At 51.0% G+C, this 22,422-nt stretch carries 22 protein-coding genes; 6 read left to right on the top strand and 16 right to left on the bottom strand.

Going from position 1 to position 22,422, the window contains the following annotated elements; genetic code table 11:
- Positions 1 to 106 precede the first annotated feature (106 nt).
- The 5 genes from KIF87_RS02255 to KIF87_RS02275 form a co-directional block, all read right to left on the bottom strand.
- Positions 107 to 2,401, bottom strand: coding sequence for a replication endonuclease (locus KIF87_RS02255; protein ID WP_213327787.1), 2,295 nt, complete (start codon positions 2,399 to 2,401; stop codon positions 107 to 109).
- A 1-nt stretch (position 2,402) separates the two neighbouring features.
- Positions 2,403 to 2,666 (bottom strand): DUF5405 family protein, encoded by a 264-nt coding sequence (locus KIF87_RS02260; protein WP_032665600.1) that lies wholly within the window; start codon positions 2,664 to 2,666, stop codon positions 2,403 to 2,405.
- A 31-nt stretch (positions 2,667 to 2,697) separates the two neighbouring features.
- On the bottom strand, positions 2,698 to 2,907 hold the full coding sequence (locus KIF87_RS02265; protein WP_063143909.1) for a DUF2732 family protein: 210 nt from the start codon (positions 2,905 to 2,907) through the stop codon (positions 2,698 to 2,700).
- Between the two features lie 66 nt (positions 2,908 to 2,973).
- Positions 2,974 to 3,474 carry a phage replication protein B gene (repB, locus tag KIF87_RS02270; protein WP_069602163.1) on the bottom strand — a complete coding sequence of 167 codons (501 nt, stop codon included), beginning with the start codon at positions 3,472 to 3,474 and terminating at the stop codon, positions 2,974 to 2,976.
- 166 nt (positions 3,475 to 3,640) lie between these two features.
- On the bottom strand, positions 3,641 to 3,916 hold the full coding sequence (locus KIF87_RS02275) for a regulatory phage cox family protein (protein WP_014884154.1): 276 nt from the start codon (positions 3,914 to 3,916) through the stop codon (positions 3,641 to 3,643).
- 124 nt (positions 3,917 to 4,040) lie between these two features.
- Here KIF87_RS02275 and KIF87_RS02280 point away from each other — a divergent pair, with 124 nt between their 5' ends.
- Together KIF87_RS02280 and KIF87_RS02285 are read left to right on the top strand one after the other, a co-directional pair.
- A complete protein-coding gene (locus tag KIF87_RS02280) occupies positions 4,041 to 4,340 on the top strand; it encodes a helix-turn-helix domain-containing protein (protein WP_202783860.1) in 300 nt (99 codons plus the stop codon).
- Positions 4,341 to 4,436: 96 nt separating this feature from the next.
- Positions 4,437 to 5,447: a phage integrase gene (locus KIF87_RS02285; protein ID WP_213327788.1), complete on the top strand. Its 1,011-nt coding sequence runs from the start codon at positions 4,437 to 4,439 to the stop codon at positions 5,445 to 5,447.
- Positions 5,448 to 5,556: 109 nt separating this feature from the next.
- On the opposite strand, the gene leuE is transcribed toward KIF87_RS02285, so the two are convergent.
- A complete protein-coding gene (gene leuE, locus KIF87_RS02290; RefSeq protein WP_023312092.1) occupies positions 5,557 to 6,192 on the bottom strand; it encodes a leucine efflux protein LeuE in 636 nt (211 codons plus the stop codon).
- Positions 6,193 to 6,300: 108 nt separating this feature from the next.
- Complete coding sequence (locus tag KIF87_RS02295) at positions 6,301 to 6,474, bottom strand: YciY family protein (RefSeq protein WP_021240326.1); 174 nt, start codon at positions 6,472 to 6,474, stop codon at positions 6,301 to 6,303.
- A 158-nt stretch (positions 6,475 to 6,632) separates the two neighbouring features.
- Between KIF87_RS02295 and cls the strand changes: the two genes are divergently transcribed.
- Complete coding sequence (gene cls, locus KIF87_RS02300) at positions 6,633 to 8,093, top strand: cardiolipin synthase (protein ID WP_193940684.1); 1,461 nt, start codon at positions 6,633 to 6,635, stop codon at positions 8,091 to 8,093.
- A gap of 33 nt (positions 8,094 to 8,126) precedes the next feature.
- On the top strand, positions 8,127 to 8,456 hold the full coding sequence (locus KIF87_RS02305) for an HI1450 family dsDNA-mimic protein (protein WP_006810881.1): 330 nt from the start codon (positions 8,127 to 8,129) through the stop codon (positions 8,454 to 8,456).
- Positions 8,457 to 8,487: 31 nt separating this feature from the next.
- Here the strand turns inward: KIF87_RS02305 and KIF87_RS02310 are convergent, their stop codons facing one another.
- The 7 genes from KIF87_RS02310 to KIF87_RS02340 form a co-directional block, all read right to left on the bottom strand.
- Positions 8,488 to 9,357: an ion transporter gene (locus KIF87_RS02310; protein ID WP_213327789.1), complete on the bottom strand. Its 870-nt coding sequence runs from the start codon at positions 9,355 to 9,357 to the stop codon at positions 8,488 to 8,490.
- Between the two features lie 14 nt (positions 9,358 to 9,371).
- Positions 9,372 to 10,376: a murein tripeptide/oligopeptide ABC transporter ATP-binding protein OppF gene (oppF, locus tag KIF87_RS02315; protein ID WP_023312094.1), complete on the bottom strand. Its 1,005-nt coding sequence runs from the start codon at positions 10,374 to 10,376 to the stop codon at positions 9,372 to 9,374.
- Positions 10,373 to 11,386: an ABC transporter ATP-binding protein gene (locus KIF87_RS02320; protein WP_029741727.1), complete on the bottom strand. Its 1,014-nt coding sequence runs from the start codon at positions 11,384 to 11,386 to the stop codon at positions 10,373 to 10,375. Before KIF87_RS02320 ends, oppF begins: the two co-directional genes overlap by 4 nt.
- A gap of 11 nt (positions 11,387 to 11,397) precedes the next feature.
- Positions 11,398 to 12,306 carry an oligopeptide ABC transporter permease OppC gene (gene oppC, locus KIF87_RS02325; protein WP_023312096.1) on the bottom strand — a complete coding sequence of 303 codons (909 nt, stop codon included), beginning with the start codon at positions 12,304 to 12,306 and terminating at the stop codon, positions 11,398 to 11,400.
- Between the two features lie 14 nt (positions 12,307 to 12,320).
- Positions 12,321 to 13,241, bottom strand: coding sequence for an oligopeptide ABC transporter permease OppB (oppB, locus tag KIF87_RS02330; RefSeq protein ID WP_008502786.1), 921 nt, complete (start codon positions 13,239 to 13,241; stop codon positions 12,321 to 12,323).
- Between the two features lie 84 nt (positions 13,242 to 13,325).
- Positions 13,326 to 14,957, bottom strand: a complete 1,632-nt coding sequence (oppA, locus tag KIF87_RS02335; RefSeq protein ID WP_213327790.1) for an oligopeptide ABC transporter substrate-binding protein OppA — start codon at positions 14,955 to 14,957, stop codon at positions 13,326 to 13,328.
- 771 nt (positions 14,958 to 15,728) lie between these two features.
- Positions 15,729 to 16,376, bottom strand: a complete 648-nt coding sequence (locus KIF87_RS02340; RefSeq protein ID WP_023312098.1) for a YchE family NAAT transporter — start codon at positions 16,374 to 16,376, stop codon at positions 15,729 to 15,731.
- 478 nt (positions 16,377 to 16,854) lie between these two features.
- Between KIF87_RS02340 and adhE the strand changes: the two genes are divergently transcribed.
- On the top strand, positions 16,855 to 19,533 hold the full coding sequence (gene adhE, locus KIF87_RS02345; protein WP_213327791.1) for a bifunctional acetaldehyde-CoA/alcohol dehydrogenase: 2,679 nt from the start codon (positions 16,855 to 16,857) through the stop codon (positions 19,531 to 19,533).
- Between the two features lie 65 nt (positions 19,534 to 19,598).
- Here adhE and tdk read toward each other — a convergent pair whose 3' ends face one another.
- Positions 19,599 to 20,213 carry a thymidine kinase gene (gene tdk, locus KIF87_RS02350; protein ID WP_213327792.1) on the bottom strand — a complete coding sequence of 205 codons (615 nt, stop codon included), beginning with the start codon at positions 20,211 to 20,213 and terminating at the stop codon, positions 19,599 to 19,601.
- A 550-nt stretch (positions 20,214 to 20,763) separates the two neighbouring features.
- Here tdk and hns point away from each other — a divergent pair.
- On the top strand, positions 20,764 to 21,177 hold the full coding sequence (gene hns / locus KIF87_RS02355) for a histone-like nucleoid-structuring protein H-NS (RefSeq protein ID WP_008502781.1): 414 nt from the start codon (positions 20,764 to 20,766) through the stop codon (positions 21,175 to 21,177).
- A 201-nt stretch (positions 21,178 to 21,378) separates the two neighbouring features.
- Here hns and galU read toward each other — a convergent pair whose 3' ends face one another.
- Positions 21,379 to 22,287 carry a UTP--glucose-1-phosphate uridylyltransferase GalU gene (gene galU, locus KIF87_RS02360; RefSeq protein WP_121424025.1) on the bottom strand — a complete coding sequence of 303 codons (909 nt, stop codon included), beginning with the start codon at positions 22,285 to 22,287 and terminating at the stop codon, positions 21,379 to 21,381.
- Positions 22,288 to 22,422 lie beyond the last annotated feature (135 nt).

Here is a 22,422-nt window from a genome sequence, read left to right on the forward strand (position 1 = left end):
ATGTACGTCCTAACTAGAGTCAACTACCACACTCCAAGGGACGTTAAAAAAATATACCGCCCGATTAAAAGTTCTAATAAGAGTTTGTTTGAATCAAATAAAATTCCTAAAGCCCACTTCGTCTGAGTTGATTTTCCGACCACTCATCAACAACCGCGTATTTGAATTTTTTATCGCCATAAATCACCGTAGCCCCACGCGCCAGCGCATCGAGCTCCCACCGTTCCGGGGTAATGCCCTCCTGAGCCAAATCGAAACGAATCTTTGCGACGCGATCCCTTTCGGGTTTTGTCATCCTGGCTGATGGCGCTTGTTCGCTCGTTTTGAGCGGCGCGTTGCTTCTTTGCTGGCGATTTTTGCGCGGTGTACCAGCTTTTAACGCACCGTTAAGCACTTTCACGACGTCTGGCTCATTCCATCCGATAACCCCGCGCTCAATCAGATTTAACACCGCTGCGGCTTGCTCAGACGGTGTAGGAGTCATAACTGGATTGCCACCGGCGGTGAGCTTTCCACAGTTATTGACAGGACTCCGAGGCGCGGCAGAGCCGCTTTTTAAGGTCAAAGGCTCAACAGCCAAAACCTTTGGAACAATTCGCCATTCGGCTGTACGGGTTACATGGACACGGTGAGCCCCGAGGTGAGGGGCATAAATACCGACCACCCTCTCGATATCTTCCTCGTACTCGTTAACCTCATCCGTCACCTTACGGGCAACCCTGACGGCCTGAGCATCACGCGGCATGTTTGCCCCACCCTGCGCGATGATGTACCGCTCAAAGTCACCCTCATCTGCAGCAGCTCGCGCGGCCTCGACCCTGTCGTCAAACTCACAGGCAATACTCACACCACGCGGCAGTTTCCGCAGTTCGCGGTAAGCGCCCATCGTCGGGAGACCAATCGGTTTAAACTGAGGGATACGCCATGTTGACGCCCATGCGGTGACGGCTGCGGCCGTATCTTTCAGAGGCTTGCCGGTATCGTGATCGAGCTGGCCGTCGAGCGCGTAACCGTCGATATTTTTTGCAATGTATTTAGCGATATAACCCGCGGCTCCGCCCTGATTAAGATGGCGTGATTCAAAGCGCTGTTTTGCGGCGCCCTTTTCGTGTCCGTCCTCTTTGAGGGCATAACGACGCATAATTTCGTTAATGGCTTTACGCTGACCGGGTTTGCAAAACAACATCATGTGCCAGTGTGGGGTTCCGTCGTGGTGCGGTTCGACAACGCGCAGCCCGTAAACTTCTAAATCGTTATCTTTGAACGCGGTACGCATCAGGCTCCAGATTCGGCAGAGATAGCGCTGGCCGTCTTTGGGTGTGAATGCGTTTTCGTTCCAGCCGTGATTGAGCTGCACCGTTTTGCTTTCGCCTTTGCCGACCTGTCGGGTCGGATGATATTTCGAGGGTGTGGTCAGGGTGATAAACATCCCCACGTCACCGGCGCTAGCCGCGTAGCGCTCAATCCCGGCGATGGTGTTCATCAGCTCCATGCGGCGTATCTCAGGATTTGAAATACTCCCCATGACCTTGCTGATGAGGTCGATACGCTCGCCGGTTACTTTGTTTTCTAGCTCGCAGGATTTCAGGTATTCGAGATTAGCCAGGCGGCGCGAATGAACATCGCGGATCGCCATTTTGCTGGCGTAGGGTGAACGGGCTTTGTTGACCTCACCGGCAGCAATAAGCAGCGCCTCGCGCCAGCGCATACGCTGCGCCTTGAGCTGGTTAACCCACCACTCGTCTTTTATCAGTCGTGAAATAGCGGAAAATGCCATGCGGATCGTCATCTGCCCCTTACGGTATTTTTTCCAGTACATCGGGGTGATGTTAAATGCGCGAGCAATACCGGCCACTTGCCCGTATAGGTGCGACTGAGCTTCATCGGTGAAAAGTGTCTCTTTCCCGCCGTGAGCCTCCGCCCATGCGTCGCTTAACTCCTCGTGTTTGCTCCAGAGCTGAGAGGCAATTCTGGCCGCAAATTTCCTGAGTTCTTTGTCATTCATATCCGGTAGGCGCGCATACTGGTCGCGCTCGGACAGAAACCCAATCGAGGCGGATTCATTCATCCCGCACAGCTCATTAACACGCTCAAGACGCGGCAGCAGCTTGCGCTCAAACGTGTTTTTAAGGAAATACAGCCCACCCAAAGGGCTCTTTTTACGGCGGATGAAGTTATAACGGGATGTGAACAGCGTTTGCAGGAAAAACGGCAGACGGTCAATACGGTTTAAAACACCTTGCACCTGACGGAGTTCGGCACGTGTAAGGGGTCTGTCGCGGCCAATAGCCTCTTTGTTGACGTTATTCCAGGGATAAGCACCAACGAATGAATCACTGGTGCCCTTAAAAAATGGTGGTGGTGGCGAGGGGGCAATACGCCCCCGAGATTCGATGGACATACTATTTAAAGGCGTCCAGACATTGCTTCCCCAGGCGTTCAATTCGAGCTTCCAAAGCTGAGAAGCCAATAAGATCGCTGGTCAAAAGATCATGCAATACCAGGCCTGAGATAAGCTTAGGGATAGTTGGGTAGTAACCCACAACGTCCAGCCAATCCTTGCCTTTGTTCTTCCCGGATGTTGCGGTCTTCTTCTCCTGCAAAATGAATTGATAGCGGTCACTGGTGATGACGTACTGGTTATTTATCTCGATGCGTATGCTCATTCTGGCTTCCTTTTAAAAGTGGTTAGCCTGCTCAATCGAAAATTGAGTTGTGCAGATTTGCCGACTCTTGACCTAATAACTCGATAATCTCGGTACGATTGAGCTCAGACTTGCTGATATGCGCGATAAGCCCGTCAAATCGAGATGAGAATCGTGTCGCGAGGTCGCGCTGTGCTTCGTTTACTGCCTGCTCCAGAAGAGCGGAAAACATGCCACCTGATGCTGTAATTTGTTTTTGCATTTGCCTATCTCCAGACAAAAGGAGTCCCCACGCTTTAGGGCGCGTAATAAAACGAATCCAGATTAATTAATGTAAATACTGCTCAGGTTTTACCGAGGTTAAAATGGTTGGTGCGTACTCAAATAGGCTAAACAGCTCTCGCAAAGCCCTGAAAAGTTTGTCACGCCAATAACAGTCCTCTTCATTTAAACGCCAGTGCGGCATCATAAATTCCTGTTCTGTCAGTCCCGCATGAAGAAACAATGAGCGCCTTTGGCTAACGGTCAGGCGACTGATGAAAGTTGCTTTTGACGAGCCAATTTGGCGGTGCCGGGCAAATGCATTTCTCAATTCATCAAGCGCACAAACAAGACGCTCACGATCTGCTTCGGTCATTTCCTCTAAGCGCATGACAGAGTGACGCTGTTTTAATTGAGCGTGGAAACAAACCGTAAGACGCTCCCGCTCCATCATCTGATTGTAAAAATCACAGGTATCCTGCCAGCGAGGCTGAGCCAAATACTTGCAGACCAGACCGCGAAGTGCTGTTGGTTGTTTCTGGATCACGTCCAGTGTCATTACCGTCATAACCACAGTCCTCTCTTTTTGACCAGGCGACGAAGCTTCTCAATAACGCCCGGCTTTCGGGTTCGGATGATGATGCCCTTGCGGCCGCGACCGTGTGTGATAATGAAGTTGATTGGATTAGGGCTTTCTCTTCGAAGCAACTGTGCAATACAGCGAGGTTCATTCTTCATACTGGCTCCCCTAATCCGAGCCACATCAGCCAACCATCACGAATTTCCTTCGGGCGGCTGTCATAGGCCATCTTCATACCCTTGTTCCAGGCAGGCAGATAAACCCAATATTCACCTGCGCGCCCACTCGTTGACTGCGGATCGGTCATCTCAACAACAGGCAACTTGCCCTTCTCAATCATCCCTTTAACCGCTGCGGGAGTTTTTCCAATAAGACGGGCAAATTCCTGATATGGAACCGCATCTGTTCTGCTTACAAGCTGGTTACTCATCTGCTACGATTCTCCTTTAGTGTGATTAATTGCTCTAAATAGGGTTTAGTTGCTCTAAAAGGTGATTCATCTATCGAATAGATAAATCTACGATAGATGATAATGTTCAACTATAGGTGATTTTATGTCAATACAGATCCATGAAAAAATCAAGCTGATACGAGAGTCAGAAAGGTTAAATAGGCGACAATTCAGTGAGTTAACTGGAATCGTTTACGGTTCTTTTTGTAGTTATGAAGCCGGTGACAAAAAGCCGGGAGTCGAACAAATCATGAAAATCCTCCAGCATCCGCGCTTCACGAAATACACCTTGTGGTTTATGACTGATCAAATAACACCCGAAGCTGGGCAGATTGCACCGGCTCTCGCGCACTTTGGGCAGCAGACAACAACGTCATCCCACTCAGACCAGAAAACTGGCTAACTATTTATGGCGCTTATTTGTGCAGTAAATGCACAGTAAGTTTTTGCTATTTAAATCAGGAAATTGAAGTACGCAGTAACATCATCGGGAGGCTTTATGTCTGTTAAAAAGCTCGATGATGGTCGATATGAAGTGGACATTAGACCGACCGGGCGTAACGGAAAACGCATCCGTCGGAAGTTCGACAAGAAAAGCGAGGCGATGGCATTTGAAAAGCATACTCAATATAACCATCACTCAAAGGAATGGCTTTCAAAACCAACGGACAAACGCCAATTGTCGGAACTGAAAGAGTTATGGTGGAAGCTGAAAGGTAAACATGAGGAGCACGGTCAATCGTATCTCAGGAAAATTGAGCGTTTCGAAACGATGACCGGTAACCCATGCGCTTTCCAGATCACCAAGAGCCTGATAACGCAATATTGTGCTCAACGCCGGGCTGAAGGTATTAAGCCAACTACCATCAACCGCGACCTGATTACATTAGGTGGGATGTTTACTACCCTGATTGAGTCAGAAATGTATAACGGCGAGCATCCATTTAGGGGGTTCAAAAAACTGAAAGAGCAGACTGCCGAAACGGGCTATCTCACTCTTGAGGAAATTGACGCCTTACTGGCAGCGCTATCAGGTGATAATCGTAGAATTGCGGTTTTGTGTTTGAGTACCGGGGCAAGATGGGGAGAAGCGGCACGGTTAAAGGCGGAGAACGTGATTCATAACCGGGTGTCTTTCGTTAAGACGAAAACCAACACACCGCGCACGGTCCCGATCTCTGATGATGTTGCGGCTTACGTAGTCGGCAAAACACGAGGCTTTCTGTTTCCTGAGGCCAGTTATGCTGACTTCAGGCGAACCCTCAAAGAGGTTAAGCCCGATTTACCGGCGGGACAAGCAACACATGCGCTACGACACTCTTTCGCCACGCACTTTATGATTAACGGAGGCAACATCATTACACTGCAGAGGATCTTAGGTCATACGAAAATTGCGCAGACAATGGTCTATGCGCACTTCGCTCCTCAGTACCTGCAGGACGCGATTTCGCTTAATCCGTTGAAGGGTGCTAATGGTGGTCAGAGTGTCCACAATGTGTCCACACCCTAGCCGCTTTTTAAGGCTTTTGACTGCTAGTAGTAAAACGTGAAGCCTTGTCTGGCGCGGCTTTCCAATTACGCCAGACATTAAAAAGGCTCCCTCAGGAGCCTTTCATTCATCAATGCAGCGACGCCAACCTCGCCGCAAATCCGACAAACAGCAGCCCTATCAAACCGTTCCCCAGCTTTGCCAGTTTCTTTTTGGTTTTCAGGTAACGTGTGACAAACGCGCCGGAGAAGATCAGGAAGCTCATGTACATGAAGCTTATTAACTCCAGCGTCGTGGCAAGGATCAGGAAAGAAGTGCCGGTACTCTGTGCATTCACGTCAATGAACTGAACGAAGAACGATACGTAGAACAAAATCGCTTTGGGGTTGGTCAGGCTTAACACCAGCGAACGTTTCATGATCATACTGGCCGGTTCAGGGCCGCTCTCATGGGCGTTTTTTTGACGATTCACCACCGACCAGAGCATTTTCCCCCCCAGCCAGAGCAGGTAGAAGGCCCCAAGATAACGCACGATATTAAACAGTACCGGCGTGGTCTGGATTAATGCCGCGACGCCCGCCCAGGCCAGAAACATCAGTACCGCATCACCGATAAATACGCCCGTCGCGGCGAGATACCCTTTTTTAACGCCGTGACCAATCCCGGTTTTGAGCACAAACAGGGTATTCGGCCCTGGCACCAGCACGATAAAAAACGCACCAACAACATAAGTCCAGAAATTCAGTACGCCAAACTCCGCAAACACTTCTCCCTCCTTTTGCTAAACACAGCAGGAACAACGCTGCAAATACGCTATTCCCAAAAAATCAGACGCTATAAAATCAGCGGGCACCATTACGGTGCCCTCATGGTTTCAGATATCCTGGACTGCGAACAGCAACGCGTTGCGGTGCCGGGTCATTCCACATTTTCTGATGGCGTGAATACGCATATTGCGGCGGGATTGTGCTTCCAGCCAACGAGCCTTGCGACGACTCACCTGTCGCAACATGCGCCAGCGCCCTACTTCAGTTCTACTGCGCTTCATGTCTACAACTCTTTCACTAACACTTTATCTCTAAAAGAAAGGCCATTATAAACCCAACCCGGCAGCAAACCAGCGCTTTTACCTGGCGTTTTTATTTGCCAGATGAATCCTGATGCGTACACTCATAACAATACGCTTTCAAAAGGATTTTTTTACCTATGACAACCTTCTACACCGTGGTGAGTTGGCTGGTCATTTTGGGATACTGGCTGTTAATCGCGGGTGTGACATTGCGCATCCTGATGAAGCGCAGAGCCGTACCCTCTGCCATGGCCTGGCTTCTGATAATCTACATCCTCCCGCTGGTGGGAATTATTGCCTATCTCTCTTTCGGCGAACTACATCTGGGTAAACGCCGAGCCGAGCGGGCCCGTGCAATGTGGCCCTCAACCGCGAAGTGGCTGAACGACCTTAAAGCCTGCAAACATATCTTTGCTGAGGAGAACAGCAGCGTCGCCTCCTCACTGTTTAAGCTGTGCGAGCGCCGTCAGGGGATTGGCGGTGTGAAGGGCAACCAGCTGCAACTGCTGACCTCATCCGATGACGTCATGCAGGCGTTAATCCGTGATATTCAACTGGCGCGTCATAATATCGAGATGGTTTTTTATATCTGGCAGCCCGGCGGGATGGCTGACCAGGTCGCTGAATCGCTGATGGCCGCCGCGCGGCGCGGGGTTCATTGCCGCCTGATGCTTGACTCGGCGGGTAGCGTGGCATTTTTCCGTAGCCCCTGGGCAGGCATGATGCGCAATGCCGGGATCGAGGTGGTTGAGGCGTTAAAGGTGAATCTCCTGCGCGTGTTTCTGCGCCGGATGGATCTTCGCCAGCATCGCAAAATGATCATGATCGATAACTATATTGCCTACACCGGCAGTATGAACATGGTTGACCCGCGCTTCTTTAAGCAGGACTCGGGCGTAGGTCAATGGGTCGATTTGATGGCGCGAATGGAGGGGCCGATTGCCACCTCGATGGGCATCGTTTATTCCTGCGACTGGGAGATTGAAACCGGCAAGCGTATCCTGCCGCCGCCGCCGGACGGCAACATTATGCCGTTTGAAGAGGCCAGCGGTCATACCATTCATACCATTGCTTCCGGGCCGGGCTTCCCGGAGGACTTAATCCATCAGGCGCTGCTGACGGCAACCTACTCGGCGCGTGAATACCTGATCATGACGACGCCCTACTTTGTCCCCAGCGACGACCTCCTGCACGCGATCTGTACCGCCGCGCAGCGCGGTGTCGATGTGAGCATCATTTTGCCGCGCAAAAATGACTCCCTACTGGTAGGCTGGGCCAGCCGGGCATTCTTTAGCGAACTGCTGGCCGCCGGGGTGAAAATTTACCAGTTTGAAGGCGGATTACTCCACACCAAGAGCGTTCTCGTCGACGGTGAACTGAGCCTGGTGGGAACGGTCAACCTGGATATGCGCAGCCTGTGGCTAAACTTTGAAATTACGCTGGTCATTGATGATGCCGGCTTTGGCGGCGATCTTGCCGCGGTGCAGGATGATTATATCTCCCGCTCGCGGCTGCTGGATGCCAGACTGTGGGTAAAACGTCCGCTGTGGCAGAGAATTGCCGAACGACTGTTTTACTTCTTTAGTCCGTTGCTGTAAAACGTGCCCAACGATGTTAAACAGGTAGTCATCATGGAAATGGATCTGAACAATCGCCTGACCGAAGACGAAACGCTCGAGCAGGCCTATGACATTTTTCTCGAACTGGCGGTTGATAACCTCGATCCCGCAGACGTGATCCTCTTTAATCTGCAGTTCGAAGAGCGCGGCGGCGCTGAATTGTTCGACCCTTCAGAAGACTGGGCTGAGCATGTGGATTTCGACCTGAATCCTGACTTCTTTGCCGAAGTGGTGATTGGGCTGGCCGATGAAGATGGCGGCGAAATTAACGATATTTTCGCTCGCGTCCTGCTGTGTCGTGAGAAAGACCATAAGCTGTGCCATATACTCTGGCGCGAATAATAAAAAAGGCTGCGATTGCAGCCTTTTTTATTTACTCCGGCAATCCACTGCCGCAGCGGTAACAAAACCGCGCGCTGTGTTCATGTTCGCCCTGCTGGCAATGAGGACATTTGCGCTGCTGCTTGCGGCTCTGAAAGGCACTGCTCATGTGCGTGGTAATCAATCCCGTCGGGATCGCAATCACCGAATAGCCAATCAAAATCAGCACTGATGCCACAATGCGACCCAGTGGCGTATGGGGCGTGATATCACCGTAACCCACGGTGGTGACGGTCACGATGGCCCAGTAGACGGACGCATTGAGCGTCGTAAAGCCATACTTCGGCCCTTCTATTAAATACATCAGCGCGCCAAAAACGATCATGACGATGGCAATAAACGAATAGAACAGAATAAGCTGATGCCGCGCGCTGACGATGGCACTCCAGAACACGCGTAATGACGGCATAAAACGCAGTAATTTCAGAATACGTAATACCCGAATCACGCGCATCGCTCGCCAGGCAAAGACATAGCTCAGGCTAATCTCCGGCCAAAGCCACATCACATAGAGCGGCAGGATGGTGGCTAAATCGATAAATCCCCAGAAGCTGAAAACATATCTGGCCGGGTTGGGCCAGGCGATTACTCTGAGGAGATATTCAGCGGTGAAGACCAAGGTAATCGCCAGCTCGAGCCAGACAAAGATATGCCATTCGTCAAACGTCAGATGGTATTGCGTCCCGGCACCTGATTCTATAAAGATGACAACCACGCTGAGGAGCGCAAATAAACCGCAAAGACCTTCGAAGCGTCGTCCGGATACCGTTTCAGGATCGAATAAAAAATGATATAGCCGCCGACGGGCTGACGTGAATAAACGCGACACAGTGACCTCGCAAAAAATAAGGGCTGACATCATGTCAGCCCTTGCGATTATAACGGGTCTACTTTCAGGCAGGAAACCGCATGTCGGAAACTACCTTCGAGAACCGGTCGCGTTTTCGCACATTCCGGCCCGGCCATTGGGCAGCGCGTGCGGAAGACGCAGCCCGACGGCGGGTTAATCGGTGAGGGTAATTCCCCTTCCAGAAGCTGAATGGTTTTATTTTTCTCCAGATCGGGATCGGGGATCGGCACCGCGGACATCAGCGCTCTGGTGTAAGGGTGCAATGGATTGTGGTACACCTCGTCATAGGTGCCCAGCTCTACGGCATGACCCAGGTACATCACCAGCACGCGGTCAGAGATGTGTTTCACCACGGCCAGATCATGCGCGATGAAGATCAGCGACAGCCCCATTTCGCGCTGCAGCTTCTGCAGCAGGTTAACCACCTGGGCCTGAATGGACACGTCCAGCGCGGAAACCGGCTCATCGCAGATAATCAGTTTCGGTTCGAGGATCAGCGCACGGGCAATACCAATACGCTGGCACTGACCGCCGGAGAATTCATGCGGATAGCGGTTGATGAGGTTAGGCAGCAGGCCGACTTTCATCATCATCGCCTTAACGCGATCGCGCACTTCCTGACGAGACATCTTCGGATGATAGGTCCGCAGCGGCTCGGCAATAATCTCGCCGATGGTCATACGCGGGTTAAGTGACGCCAGCGGATCCTGGAAAATCATCTGGATATCGCTGCGCACCTCGCGCCACTCGTCGGGTTTCATGCCCAGCAGATCTTTACCCAGCCAGGCCACTTTTCCGTCGGTAGCCTTTACCAGGCCGATAATGGCTCGCGCAAAGGTCGATTTACCGCAGCCGGACTCTCCCACCACGCCCAGGGTTTCCCCTTCGTACAGGCGCAGCGTGACGCCATCCACCGCTTTCAGGGTCTTAGGCGGCTGCCAGAACCACTGTTTGCCGTCTTTGATGTCGAAATGCACTTTAAGGTCAGCGATTTCGAGCAGCACGTTGCGTTTTTCATCTAATGCGTTCATACCAGCTCCTCCTGCGGCTTAAAGCAGGCGCGCAGACGGCCTGGTGCAAACTCTTCCAGCGGCGGAGCGCTGTTGCAGATTTCCATCGCGTGCGGGCAGCGCGGCTGGAACGGACAGCCTTTCGGCAGACGCAGCAGGTTTGGCGGGTTGCCCGGAATGGTGAGGAGGGATTCCCCTTCCGCATCAAGACGCGGCACCGCATTCAGCAGACCAATCGAGTACGGGTGCGCAGGCTGATAGAAGACATCGCGCGCTTTGCCGTATTCCATGGTACGACCGGCGTACATCACCAGCACTTTGTCACAGATGCCCGCCACCACGCCCAGGTCGTGGGTGATCATGATAATCGCCGTGTTGAACTCACGCTTCAGCTCGTTCAACAGGGTCATGATTTGCGCCTGAACGGTAACGTCCAACGCGGTGGTAGGCTCATCGGCGATCAGCAGCTTTGGCCGGCACAGCAGCGCCATCGCAATCATCACGCGCTGACGCATACCGCCAGAAAACTCGTGCGGGAACATGCGCATACGCTTGCGTGCTTCCGGCATTTTCACCGCATCCAGCATTTTGACCGACTCTTCAAAGGCTTCCGCTTTGCCCAGGCCTTTGTGCAGCATCAGGACTTCCATCAGCTGCTCGCCTACGCGCATATACGGATTCAGCGAGGTCATAGGATCCTGGAAAATCATCGAGATCTGTTCAGCACGCAGCTTGTTCAGCTCGTGTTCCGGCAGGTTGAGGATTTCACGGCCGTTGAATTTAGCAGATCCCCCAATCACGCCGTTAGAGGCCAGCAGGCCCATCAGCGCAAAGGCAGTCTGGGATTTTCCGGAACCGGACTCCCCAACGATCCCCAGCGTTTCACCCGCACGCAGGTTAAAGTTGAGATCGTTGACGGCGGTAACATCCCCGTCCGGCGTTTTAAAGGTCACGCGGAGGTCTTTCACATCCAGCAGGAGATTGTTCTGCTGTTGCACCTGTGGCGCAGTGGCCGTTTCAATAATTGTCATGACGGCGCTCCTTAACGGTCTTTCGGGTCGAGGGCATCACGCAGGCCATCGCCGATAAAGTTAAAACAAAACAGGGTGACGACCAGGAAACCCGCCGGATAAAGCAGCAGCCACGGTGAAACTTCCATCGAGTTTGCGCCATCGCTCAGCAGCGCGCCCCAGCTGCTCAGTGGCTCTTGTGTACCCAGACCCAGGAAGCTCAGGAAAGATTCAAACAGGATCATGCTTGGCACCAGCAGTGAGGCATAGACCACCACCACGCCCAGCACGTTAGGAACAATATGGCGAACCACGATATTCCCGGTAGATACACCGCCTACCTGCGCGGCTTCGATAAACTCTTTGCGTTTGAGGCTCAGCGTCTGGCCGCGAACAATACGCGCCATATCCAGCCAGGACACCATCCCGATGGCCACGAAGATCAGCAGGATGTTCTGGCCGAAGAAGGTCACCAGCAGGATGACGAAGAACATAAACGGGAAGGAGTTCAGGATTTCCAGCAGACGCATCATTACCGAGTCTATTTTGCCGCCAAGATAGCCGGAAAGTGAGCCGTAAAGCGTCCCCACGATCACCGCCACCAGCGCGGCAGCAATACCGACCATCAGCGAGATACGGCCACCGATAGCGACACGCACCAGCAGGTCGCGTCCCGAGGAGTCCGTGCCGAAATAGTGGCCAGATTCCATATCCGGCGCGCTGGACATCATGCCCCAGTCGGTGTCGAAATAGGTAAATTGCGACAGCATCGGCGCCAGGGTCACAAACAGCGCGATGATCACCAGAACAACCAGACTGGCAACCGCTGCACGGTTGTGCATAAAGCGACGGCGCGCGTCCTGCCAGAGGCTACGACCTTCTACTTCCAGTTTTTCACTGAAGTTTTCCAGCGCCTCGCTGTTTTTCTTACTCAACATCATGGCGTGCTCCAGCGTTAGTAACGAATTTTCGGGTCGATGACGGCATACAGCACATCGACGATAGCGTTAAAGAGAATGGTCAGCGCACCGACGAGAATCGTCAGGCTCAGTACCAGCGAATAGTCGCGGTTGAGCGCGCCGTTAACGAACAGCTGACCAATGCCAGGCAGACCGTAGATTGTTTCGATAACCATAGAGCCGGTGATGATCCCGACGAATGCCGGTCCCATGTAGGAGAGCACGGGCAACAGCGCCGGTTTGAGAGCGTGGCGGAAGATAATCCGACGCATCGGCAGCCCTTTAGCGCGCGCGGTACGAATGAAGTTCGAGTGCAGCACTTCGATCATTGAACCACGGGTGATACGCGCGATACTGGCGATGTACGCCAGAGATAATGCCACCATCGGCAAAATCATGAACTTCAATGCCCCGCCGTTCCAGCCGCCGCCAGGCAGCCACTTCAGCGTGATGGCAAATATCATCACCAGTAATGGCGCGACAACGAAGCTGGGTATCACTACCCCGGTCATTGCCACCCCCATTACGGCATAATCCCATTTGGTATTTTGTCTGAGCGCGGCGATAACGCCTGCGGTGACGCCGAAAACGATGGCCAGAATAAATGCCGCAGCACCCAACTTAGCCGAAACCGGGAAGCTGGACGCGACCAGGTCGTTAACGGAATAGTCTTTATATTTAAATGACGGTCCAAAATCGCCGTGGGCCAGCTGCTTCAGGTAATTGAAGTACTGGGTCGAGATAGGATCGTTCAAGTGGTATTTCGCTTCGATATTCGCCATGACTTCAGGCGGCAGCGTACGCTCACCGGTAAATGGACTTCCCGGCGCAAGGCGCATCATGAAGAAGGAAATCGTGATGAGAATAAATAGCGTTGGAATCGCTTCAAGACAGCGACGTAGGATAAATTTCAACATTGCCCGTACCTTCTGGCGTGTGCCTATATTATGTGACGTTGGTTAGACACCGTGGGGCGAGCACGCCCGCCCCACTCATTGCCATTAATGCTTGATAATATACAAGTTTTTAACGTAGATATTATCCATCGGGTCTTTGCCGGTATACCCACCTACCCACGGTTTCACCAGACGGGCGTTAACGTAGTAGTAAACCGGAACGATCGCGGAATCTTTATCCAGCTGCTGCTCGGCTTGAGAGTACAGTTCTTTACGCTGTGCTTCGTCAGTGGTTTTCAGCGTGTCGCCAATCAGCTTGTCGAACGCCGGGCTCTTATAGTGAGCGGTGTTGTTCGAGCTGTCGCTCAGCATGGTGTTCAGGAAGGAGGTCGGTTCGTTATAGTCCGCACACCAGCCAGCACGTGCCACATCAAAGGTGCCCTGATGACGGCTGTCGAGGAAGGTTTTCCACTCCTGGTTCTCCAGCTTCACGTTCGCGCCCAGGTTCTTTTTCCAGATCGAGGCGACGGCGATAGCCAGTTTTTTGTGCAGATCGGAGGTGTTGTACAGCAGGCTGAAGGTCAGCGGCTTATCTGCGGTGTAGCCCGCTTCGGCCAGCAGTTTCTTCGCTTCGGCGTTACGCTGTTCCTGAGTCTGTTTGAACCAGTCTGGCTCGGTCAGTTTTGCGCCATCGGTGTATGGAGGGGTATAGCTGTACGCCGGCAGGTCGCCCTGGTTTTTCACTTTGTTCACGATGATATCGCGATCCAGTGCCAGCTTCAGCGCGGTACGGACACGTACGTCGGTGAACGGCGCTTTCTGGTTGTTGATTTCGTAGTAGTAGGTGCACAGGTACGGATCGACGTGAACTTCTTTAGGGATCTCTTTTTTCAGTTTCTGGAACAGTTCAATCGGCATGTTGTTATAGGTCATGTCGATTTCACCGCTGCGGTAGCGGTTAACGTCAGTCACTTCGGAAGAGATTGGCAGGTAGGTCACCTGGTCAATGACGGTTTTCGCGTTATCCCAATACTGCGGGTTACGGTCAAGCACCATACGTTCGTTGACCACCCAGTCTTTCAGCTTATAGGCACCGTTGGTTACGATATTGGCAGGCTGCGTCCATTTCTCACCAAATTTTTCCACGGCGGATTTTGGTACCGGGGAGACGGACGGGTGAACCAGCAGCTTATAGAAGTACGGAACAGGTTCGCTCAACGTCACTTCAAAGGTATTAGCATCGATCGCTTTTACGCCCAGGTCGGTAATCGGCTTTTTGCCCGCGATGATGTCATCAATATTGGCGATGTGGCCATATTGCAGGTAGCTCGCATACGGAGAGGCGGTGTTTGGGTTCGCCAGACGCTGCCAGCTATAAACGAAATCTTCGGCTGTGACCGGTGTACCGTCGGACCATTTCGCATCTTTACGCAGATGGAAGGTCCAGACTTTGAAATCTTTGTTTTCCCATTTTTCTGCAACACCCGGCGCCGGGTGGCCGTCTACGTCTGTCACCAGCAGGCCTTCGAACAGGTCGCGGTTAACGTTAGACTCAGGAACACCTTCAATTTTGTGCGGGTCAAGAGACTGAACTTCCGCACCGTTGTTACGCACCAGCGTCTGTTTCTCAGCCAGCTGAACACCTGCAGGAACGTCCGCAGCCATTGCAGCGTTGCCCGCGATTAGCGCAGTTAAAATCCCCGCCGCTACCAGATTTTTTTTTGTGATGATGGACATTGTGTTGGTACTCCACTCATTATAATGACTGGCCTTCGCCAGCTGTGTAATCCCCTGTTGGGGCCTGTACAGCGCAGGAGTTTTTTTTGCTGCTGTCAGGTTCTTCTTTTACTGCTTGCTATCACCGACTTTTTTATTACTGACCGCTCGTATGGCCGTCTTGCGTCGATTCTTTACAGGCCTCCCCTGTTTGAGACCTGTGCTGGATATCTGAGAAGAGAACCATATGAAAATAATTCTCATCTGCTTGTTTTATGCTGCAAAATATTAGGCCGGAAAGTATCAAATGGCGTAAACGCGCGCCAATACATTTTGCAAATTTGTTAAGCAATTCTCTTTTACGGTGAGTACCGCATCGTTGAGGGCAGCCCTGCCGGACATCGAATACCGCCGAAAAAGCATGGCATTCAACAAGATAGAGAAATTTTTCTCTACAAGCGCGTCGCTGCGCTATCATCGAGTGATTTTGTACAAAAATTTAACAACTGGTTATTATTTAGCACATTCATCTAGGGGAATGTTGAAATTACTAATATCATTTCGGTTATCGCTCAGCAAGCCCCAGAGTATCATGTGAGTAAAATAACAGAGCGATCGCAGGTTTTCTGCGCAGGCGGGTTTTAGGGGAATTAATAACTTGTTGAAATACAAGCAATGAACATTATTAGTAGAATTTATTATGATATGTGAGCATTTCAACTTTAGTTATAGGATTTACTGATAATGACGTAAAAAAAACGGAGCCGTCGCTCCGTTCTTTCATACGAAATATCAGTGCAGCAAACCGGGGAAAATGCTTTTAATACCCGTCACGATGAATTCAATCCCTAACGCCATCAACAGCAGGCCCATGATACGGGTTATGACGTTAATGCCCGTCTGCCCCAACAGGCGCACCAGCCAGGGTGCCATGCGGAATACGCCCCAACAGCAGAGCGCGAAAAGCGCAATGGCGACGGAAAAACCAATCAGGTGCATCAGGCTATGGTAACGCGTGCCCCAGACAATAGTTGAACTGATGGCACCGGGGCCGGCCATGAGCGGTAAGGCCAGCGGCACCACGCCAATACTTTCGCGAATGGCGGTTTCTGACTTCTCCTGCTTGTTCTGTTTATCCTCGCCCAGCTTACCGCTGATCATGGACATGGCGATGGTCACGACCAGTATCCCACCCGCAATGCGGAAAGAGTCGATCGAAATCCCGAAGAGCTGGAGAATGGCGTCACCCAGAAAAAGGGAGGTGAGCAATATGATAGCCACTGACAGGTTAGCGGTGAGGTTGGTCTTATTCCTGGCCGCCGCCGTCTGGTAACTCGTCATACTAATGAAGACAGGAATGATCCCCACCGGGTTGACCAGGGCAAACAAACCAATAAAAAATTTAAAATACGTTGGAAAATCAAAGAGCGTTTGGATCACGTTTTGCTCCGCTTATACACATGCCCGGGACTGACAACTTGTCATGAGAAATCGCGCTGAAGATACCCTTTTTATTAGCACACTTCACTCGAAATCTGTGCCAAAACGTTATCATTTCAGGATGTTAAACATATGTATAATCAATGATAGCGGCGCTTCCAATACTTACGTAATTATTTAACACTGGAAAAATCTCAACGAAATAACCCTGCTGAAAGGTATCAGCTTGGGGGAAAATTGACGCAGATCATGATTTCCGTACTCAGAAGTGAGTAATCTTGGTTACGCCCCCAGGGAGATCGCCTGACAAAAAGGGATGATGCTAAGGTAAGGCTCTTTTAGTAAATTAGTGTGCTGACGCAGAAAGTAACTCTTTGTTTTACTTTGTGTTACGCAAGTCGTATCGGCTCTGTCTATACTGTGTGACGTATCGAGCGCTGGTTTACTAAAAGAGTTTAAACATTATCAGGAGAGCATTATGGCTGTTACTAATATCGCTGAACTGAACGCACTCGTCGAGCGCGTTAAAAAAGCCCAGCGTGAATATGCCAATTTCACCCAAGAACAGGTTGATAAAATCTTCCGCGCGGCCGCACTGGCTGCTGCAGATGCTCGAATCCCTCTCGCTAAAATGGCCGTTGCCGAATCCGGCATGGGTATCGTGGAAGATAAAGTGATCAAAAACCACTTTGCTTCCGAGTATATCTACAACGCCTATAAAGATGAGAAAACCTGTGGCGTGCTGTCCGAAGACGACACCTTCGGTACCATCACCATCGCTGAACCTATCGGCATCATCTGCGGTATTGTTCCGACTACCAACCCAACGTCTACTGCTATCTTCAAATCACTGATTAGCCTGAAGACCCGTAACGCAATCATCTTCTCTCCACACCCACGTGCGAAAGACGCGACTAACAAAGCTGCGGATATTGTCCTGCAGGCGGCGATCGCTGCTGGCGCACCAAAAGATCTGATTGGCTGGATCGACCAACCTTCCGTTGAGCTGTCCAATGCCCTGATGCATCATCCGGACATTAACCTGATCCTGGCGACCGGTGGTCCTGGCATGGTTAAAGCCGCATACAGCTCCGGTAAACCGGCCATCGGTGTTGGTGCCGGTAACACCCCAGTTGTTATCGACGAAACCGCTGACATCAAACGTGCCGTTGCGTCTGTACTGATGTCTAAAACCTTCGATAACGGCGTGATCTGTGCATCTGAACAGTCTGTTGTTGTTGTTGATTCCGTGTACGATGCTGTTCGCGAACGTTTCGCCAGCCACGGCGGCTACCTGCTGCAGGGCAAAGAGCTGAAAGCGGTTCAGGACATCATCCTGAAAAATGGCGCGCTGAACGCCGCCATCGTGGGTCAGCCAGCGTACAAAATTGCTGAACTCGCAGGCTTTACCGTTCCGGCAACAACCAAAATCCTGATCGGTGAAGTGAAAGTTGTCGACGAAAGCGAGCCGTTTGCACACGAAAAACTGTCTCCAACGCTTGCAATGTACCGTGCGAAAGATTTCGAAGACGCGGTAGAGAAAGCCGAGAAGCTGGTTGCCATGGGCGGTATCGGTCACACGTCTTGTCTGTACACCGACCAGGATAACCAGCCAGAACGTGTTGCTCACTTCGGTCAGATGATGAAAACTGCACGTATCCTGATTAACACCCCTGCTTCTCAGGGTGGTATCGGTGACCTGTACAACTTTAAACTCGCACCTTCCCTGACTCTGGGTTGTGGTTCCTGGGGTGGTAACTCCATCTCTGAAAACGTTGGTCCAAAACATCTGATCAACAAGAAAACCGTTGCTAAGCGAGCTGAAAACATGTTGTGGCACAAACTTCCGAAATCTATCTACTTCCGCCGTGGCTCACTGCCAATCGCGCTGGATGAAGTGATTACTGATGGCCACAAACGTGCGCTCATCGTGACTGACCGTTTCCTGTTCAACAACGGCTACGCTGACCAGATCACCTCTGTGCTGAAAGCGTCTGGCGTTGAGACTGAAGTGTTCTTTGAAGTTGAAGCTGACCCTACCCTGAGCGTAGTGCGTAAAGGTGCTGAGCTGGCTAACTCCTTCAAACCAGATGTGATTATCGCACTGGGTGGTGGTTCCCCAATGGACGCCGCGAAAATCATGTGGGTCATGTACGAGCATCCTGAAACCCACTTCGAAGAACTGGCGCTGCGCTTTATGGACATCCGTAAACGTATCTACAAGTTCCCGAAAATGGGCGTAAAAGCGAAGATGATCGCGGTAACCACGACTTCCGGTACCGGTTCAGAAGTGACACCATTCGCGGTAGTAACAGACGATGCAACAGGTCAGAAATACCCACTGGCTGACTATGCGCTGACCCCAGACATGGCTATCGTTGATGCGAACCTGGTCATGGAAATGCCGAAGTCACTGTGTGCGTTCGGTGGTCTGGATGCGGTAACTCACGCCCTGGAAGCCTACGTTTCTGTACTGGCGTCTGAGTTCTCTGACGGTCAGGCTCTGCAGGCTCTGAAACTGCTGAAAGAAAACCTGCCAGCGTCCTATAACGAAGGGTCTAAAAACCCTGTAGCACGTGAACGCGTTCACAGTGCAGCAACCATCGCTGGTATCGCGTTTGCGAACGCCTTCCTGGGTGTTTGCCACTCTATGGCGCACAAGCTGGGTTCTCAGTTCCACATTCCTCACGGTCTGGCGAACGCCCTGTTGATCAGCAACGTTATCCGTTATAACGCTAACGACAACCCAACCAAGCAGACTGCTTTCAGCCAGTACGACCGTCCGCAAGCACGCCGTCGTTACGCTGAAATCGCAGACCACCTTGGTCTGAGCGCACCGGGCGACCGTACTGCTGCGAAGATTGAGAAACTGCTGGCATGGCTGGAAAGCCTGAAAGCTGAACTGGGTATTCCTAAATCTATCCGTGAAGCGGGCGTTCAGGAAGCTGACTTCCTCGCTCACGTAGACAAGCTGTCTGAAGATGCATTCGATGACCAGTGTACTGGTGCTAACCCGCGCTACCCACTGATCTCCGAGCTGAAACAGATTCTGCTGGATACCTTCTACGGTCGTGAGTTCAAAGAAAATGACGTTGCCGCTGTGAAAACAGAAGTTCCTGTCATCAAAGCTGACAAGAAAGCGAAGAAAAGCGCTTAACTGACAGCAAATGAAAAACCCGCCTTTATGGCGGGTTTTTTATGTCTGAACAATAAGGGCTGACCTTATTTCCTGTTGTCGTGCTGAATCGCCGTCAGGGAGCCTACAGACAGCGCTTCTTTATAATGCTTACGACATACCGATACATAGCGTTCATTACCGCCTATCACCACCTGCTCACCGTCTGCATAAGGTTTTCCGGCCTGGTCGAGACGAAGCACCATACTGGCTTTGCGACCGCAGAAGCAGATCGTTTTCAGTTCGACGAGTTTATCCGACCAGGCAAGCAAATACTGACTCCCGGCAAAGAGCTCACCGCGGAAATCCGTGCGCAGTCCGTAACAAAGCACCGGGATATCGAGCTCATCAACCACTTCAGAAAGGGCGTGAACCTGTTCACGCGTCAGAAACTGGCTCTCATCTACCAGGACACAGTGAATGGGCTGAGCAGCATGTTCTGTGCGAATGTCTTCAAACAGATCGGTTTTCGGGTTAAACAGCCTGGCAGGCGACGAGAGCCCTATTCTGGAGCTCACCTTCCCTGCGCCAAAGCGATCGTCAATTTCAGCCGTATAAACAACGCTACGCATCCCGCGCTCCTGGTAATTGTACGAGGATTGCAGCAACGCGGTGGATTTACCGGCATTCATCGCCGAATAGTAGAAATAAAGTTGTGCCATTGGCCGTAAAAACCCCAATCAATGTGTAATATTCCCGATGAGTCATTGTACCATATTTTGTCAGGTCATCAGCGATACAGCGCACAGAGGAAGCGGTTCAGCGCGGAGCTCAGCGCCTTCTGTTTACGAAAATAATCCGTTAAAACATGAAGTAAACGCATTGAGCCAGGGCAATATGTTATATGTTCAGCCAAACATAACACTTCTTTTTATAGTGGAATCACCGTTCATTAAAATTCACCATTTATTAACTATTTCAGTCTTAACATCACGGGTGGGAACTAATACAAAAGGCTGATATTTATCCGCCGCAACTATAATTCCTGCGGTAAATGTCACAAAAAAAAGATGCAATCGACCGGGTTAAGCAGGTTTACGTGATAACAGGCGAGACAGTCGGGTGATGAAATTTAAGTTAGCGTAATTAATAATAGTGACATTATTTAGTATTTTTTGAATTCCTTACATTCCTGGCTATTGCACATCTGAATTTATGGCTCTATTATTAGGTCAACAAACCACCCCCCATTATAAGTTTGAGATTACTACAATGAGCGAAGCACTTAAAATTCTGAACAACATCCGTACTCTTCGTGCGCAGGCAAGAGAATGCACCCTCGAAACGCTTGAAGAAATGCTGGAAAAATTAGAAGTTGTAGTTAATGAACGTCGCGAAGAAGAAAGCGCTGCTGCTGCTGAAATCGAAGAGCGCACTCGTAAACTGCAGCAATATCGTGAAATGCTGATTGCTGATGGTATCGATCCAAATGAATTGCTGAACAGCATGGCTGCCGCTAAAACCGGTACCAAAGCCAAGCGTGCTGCTCGTCCTGCTAAATATAGCTACGTTGACGAGAACGGCGAAACTAAAACCTGGACTGGCCAGGGTCGTACTCCTGCTGTTATCAAGAAAGCCATGGATGAGCAAGGTAAACAGCTGGATGATTTCCTGATCAAGGATTAATCACGCCACATTCAGAAAAATCCCGCGTAATGCGGGATTTTTTTTAACCAAAATTTGTCGCAAACATCCCCTTACACTCTGTCATAAAGCGTTATTCGGCTATTTCACCACGCTTACAACCACGCTGATTCCGGGGTGTTTTGGGCATAAAAAAAACCGGTGGGCAACGCCTCACCGGTTTCGAACATTTGCAGCCCTGGCTTATTTCTTAAAACCAGCGCTCTCTTTGAGCCAGGTTTTAAATTCTTCGCCAAGGGTATTGTGGCGAATACCATATTCAACAAACGCCTGCATATAACCGAGCTTATTACCGCAGTCGTGGCTCTTACCTTTCATATGGTAAGCCTCAACGGTCTCTTTCTCGATCAGCATATCGATGGCATCCGTCAGCTGGATCTCATCACCCGCTCCTGGAGGCGTTTTCGCCAGCAGAGGCCAGATTTCCGCGCTCAGAACGTAGCGGCCTACGACGGCCAGGTTTGAAGGCGCTACGTCGGCTTTAGGCTTCTCTACTACGCCTACCATTGGCACGCTTTCGCCCGGCTCAAGGTTAACGCCTTTGCAGTCAACCACACCGTACGCCGTCACGTCTTCAACAGGCTCAACCATAATCTGGCTGCTGCCTGTTTCGTCGAAACGTTTGATCATCTCAGCCAGGTTATCCTGAGAAAGATCGGATTCATATTCGTCCAGAATAACGTCAGGCAGAATTACCGCGACAGGCTCATCACCCACAACAGGATGCGCACACATAACAGCGTGGCCCAGACCTTTAGCCAGGCCCTGGCGAACCTGCATAATGGTAACGTGTGGAGGGCAAATAGACTGAACTTCTTCTAACAGCTGACGCTTAACACGCTTTTCCAGCATGGCTTCAAGTTCAAAGCTTGTATCGAAATGGTTTTCGATAGAGTTTTTTGATGAATGCGTAACCAGCACAATTTCAGTGATGCCGGCTGCGATACATTCATTTACGACATACTGGATTAATGGCTTATCAACCAGAGGCAGCATCTCTTTAGGAATCGCCTTAGTTGCTGGTAACATCCTGGTCCCCAATCCCGCTACCGGGATGACGGCCTTTCTGACTTTCGAATTTAGGGCAGCCATTCAAATTCTCCTGAGCTGTTCAAGTTTTGAACTTTTATGCAATAAATAACGCGTTGAGTATATCAGCCTCGCCCCGCAGTCCGGGTCTGAAAAGAACGCGTTGCCGATCAATTAGGATAAATACGCATGAAACTG

The sequence above is a fragment of the Enterobacter sp. 120016 genome (genome assembly GCF_018383635.1).
Classification (GTDB): Bacteria; Pseudomonadota; Gammaproteobacteria; order Enterobacterales; family Enterobacteriaceae; genus Enterobacter; species Enterobacter asburiae_D.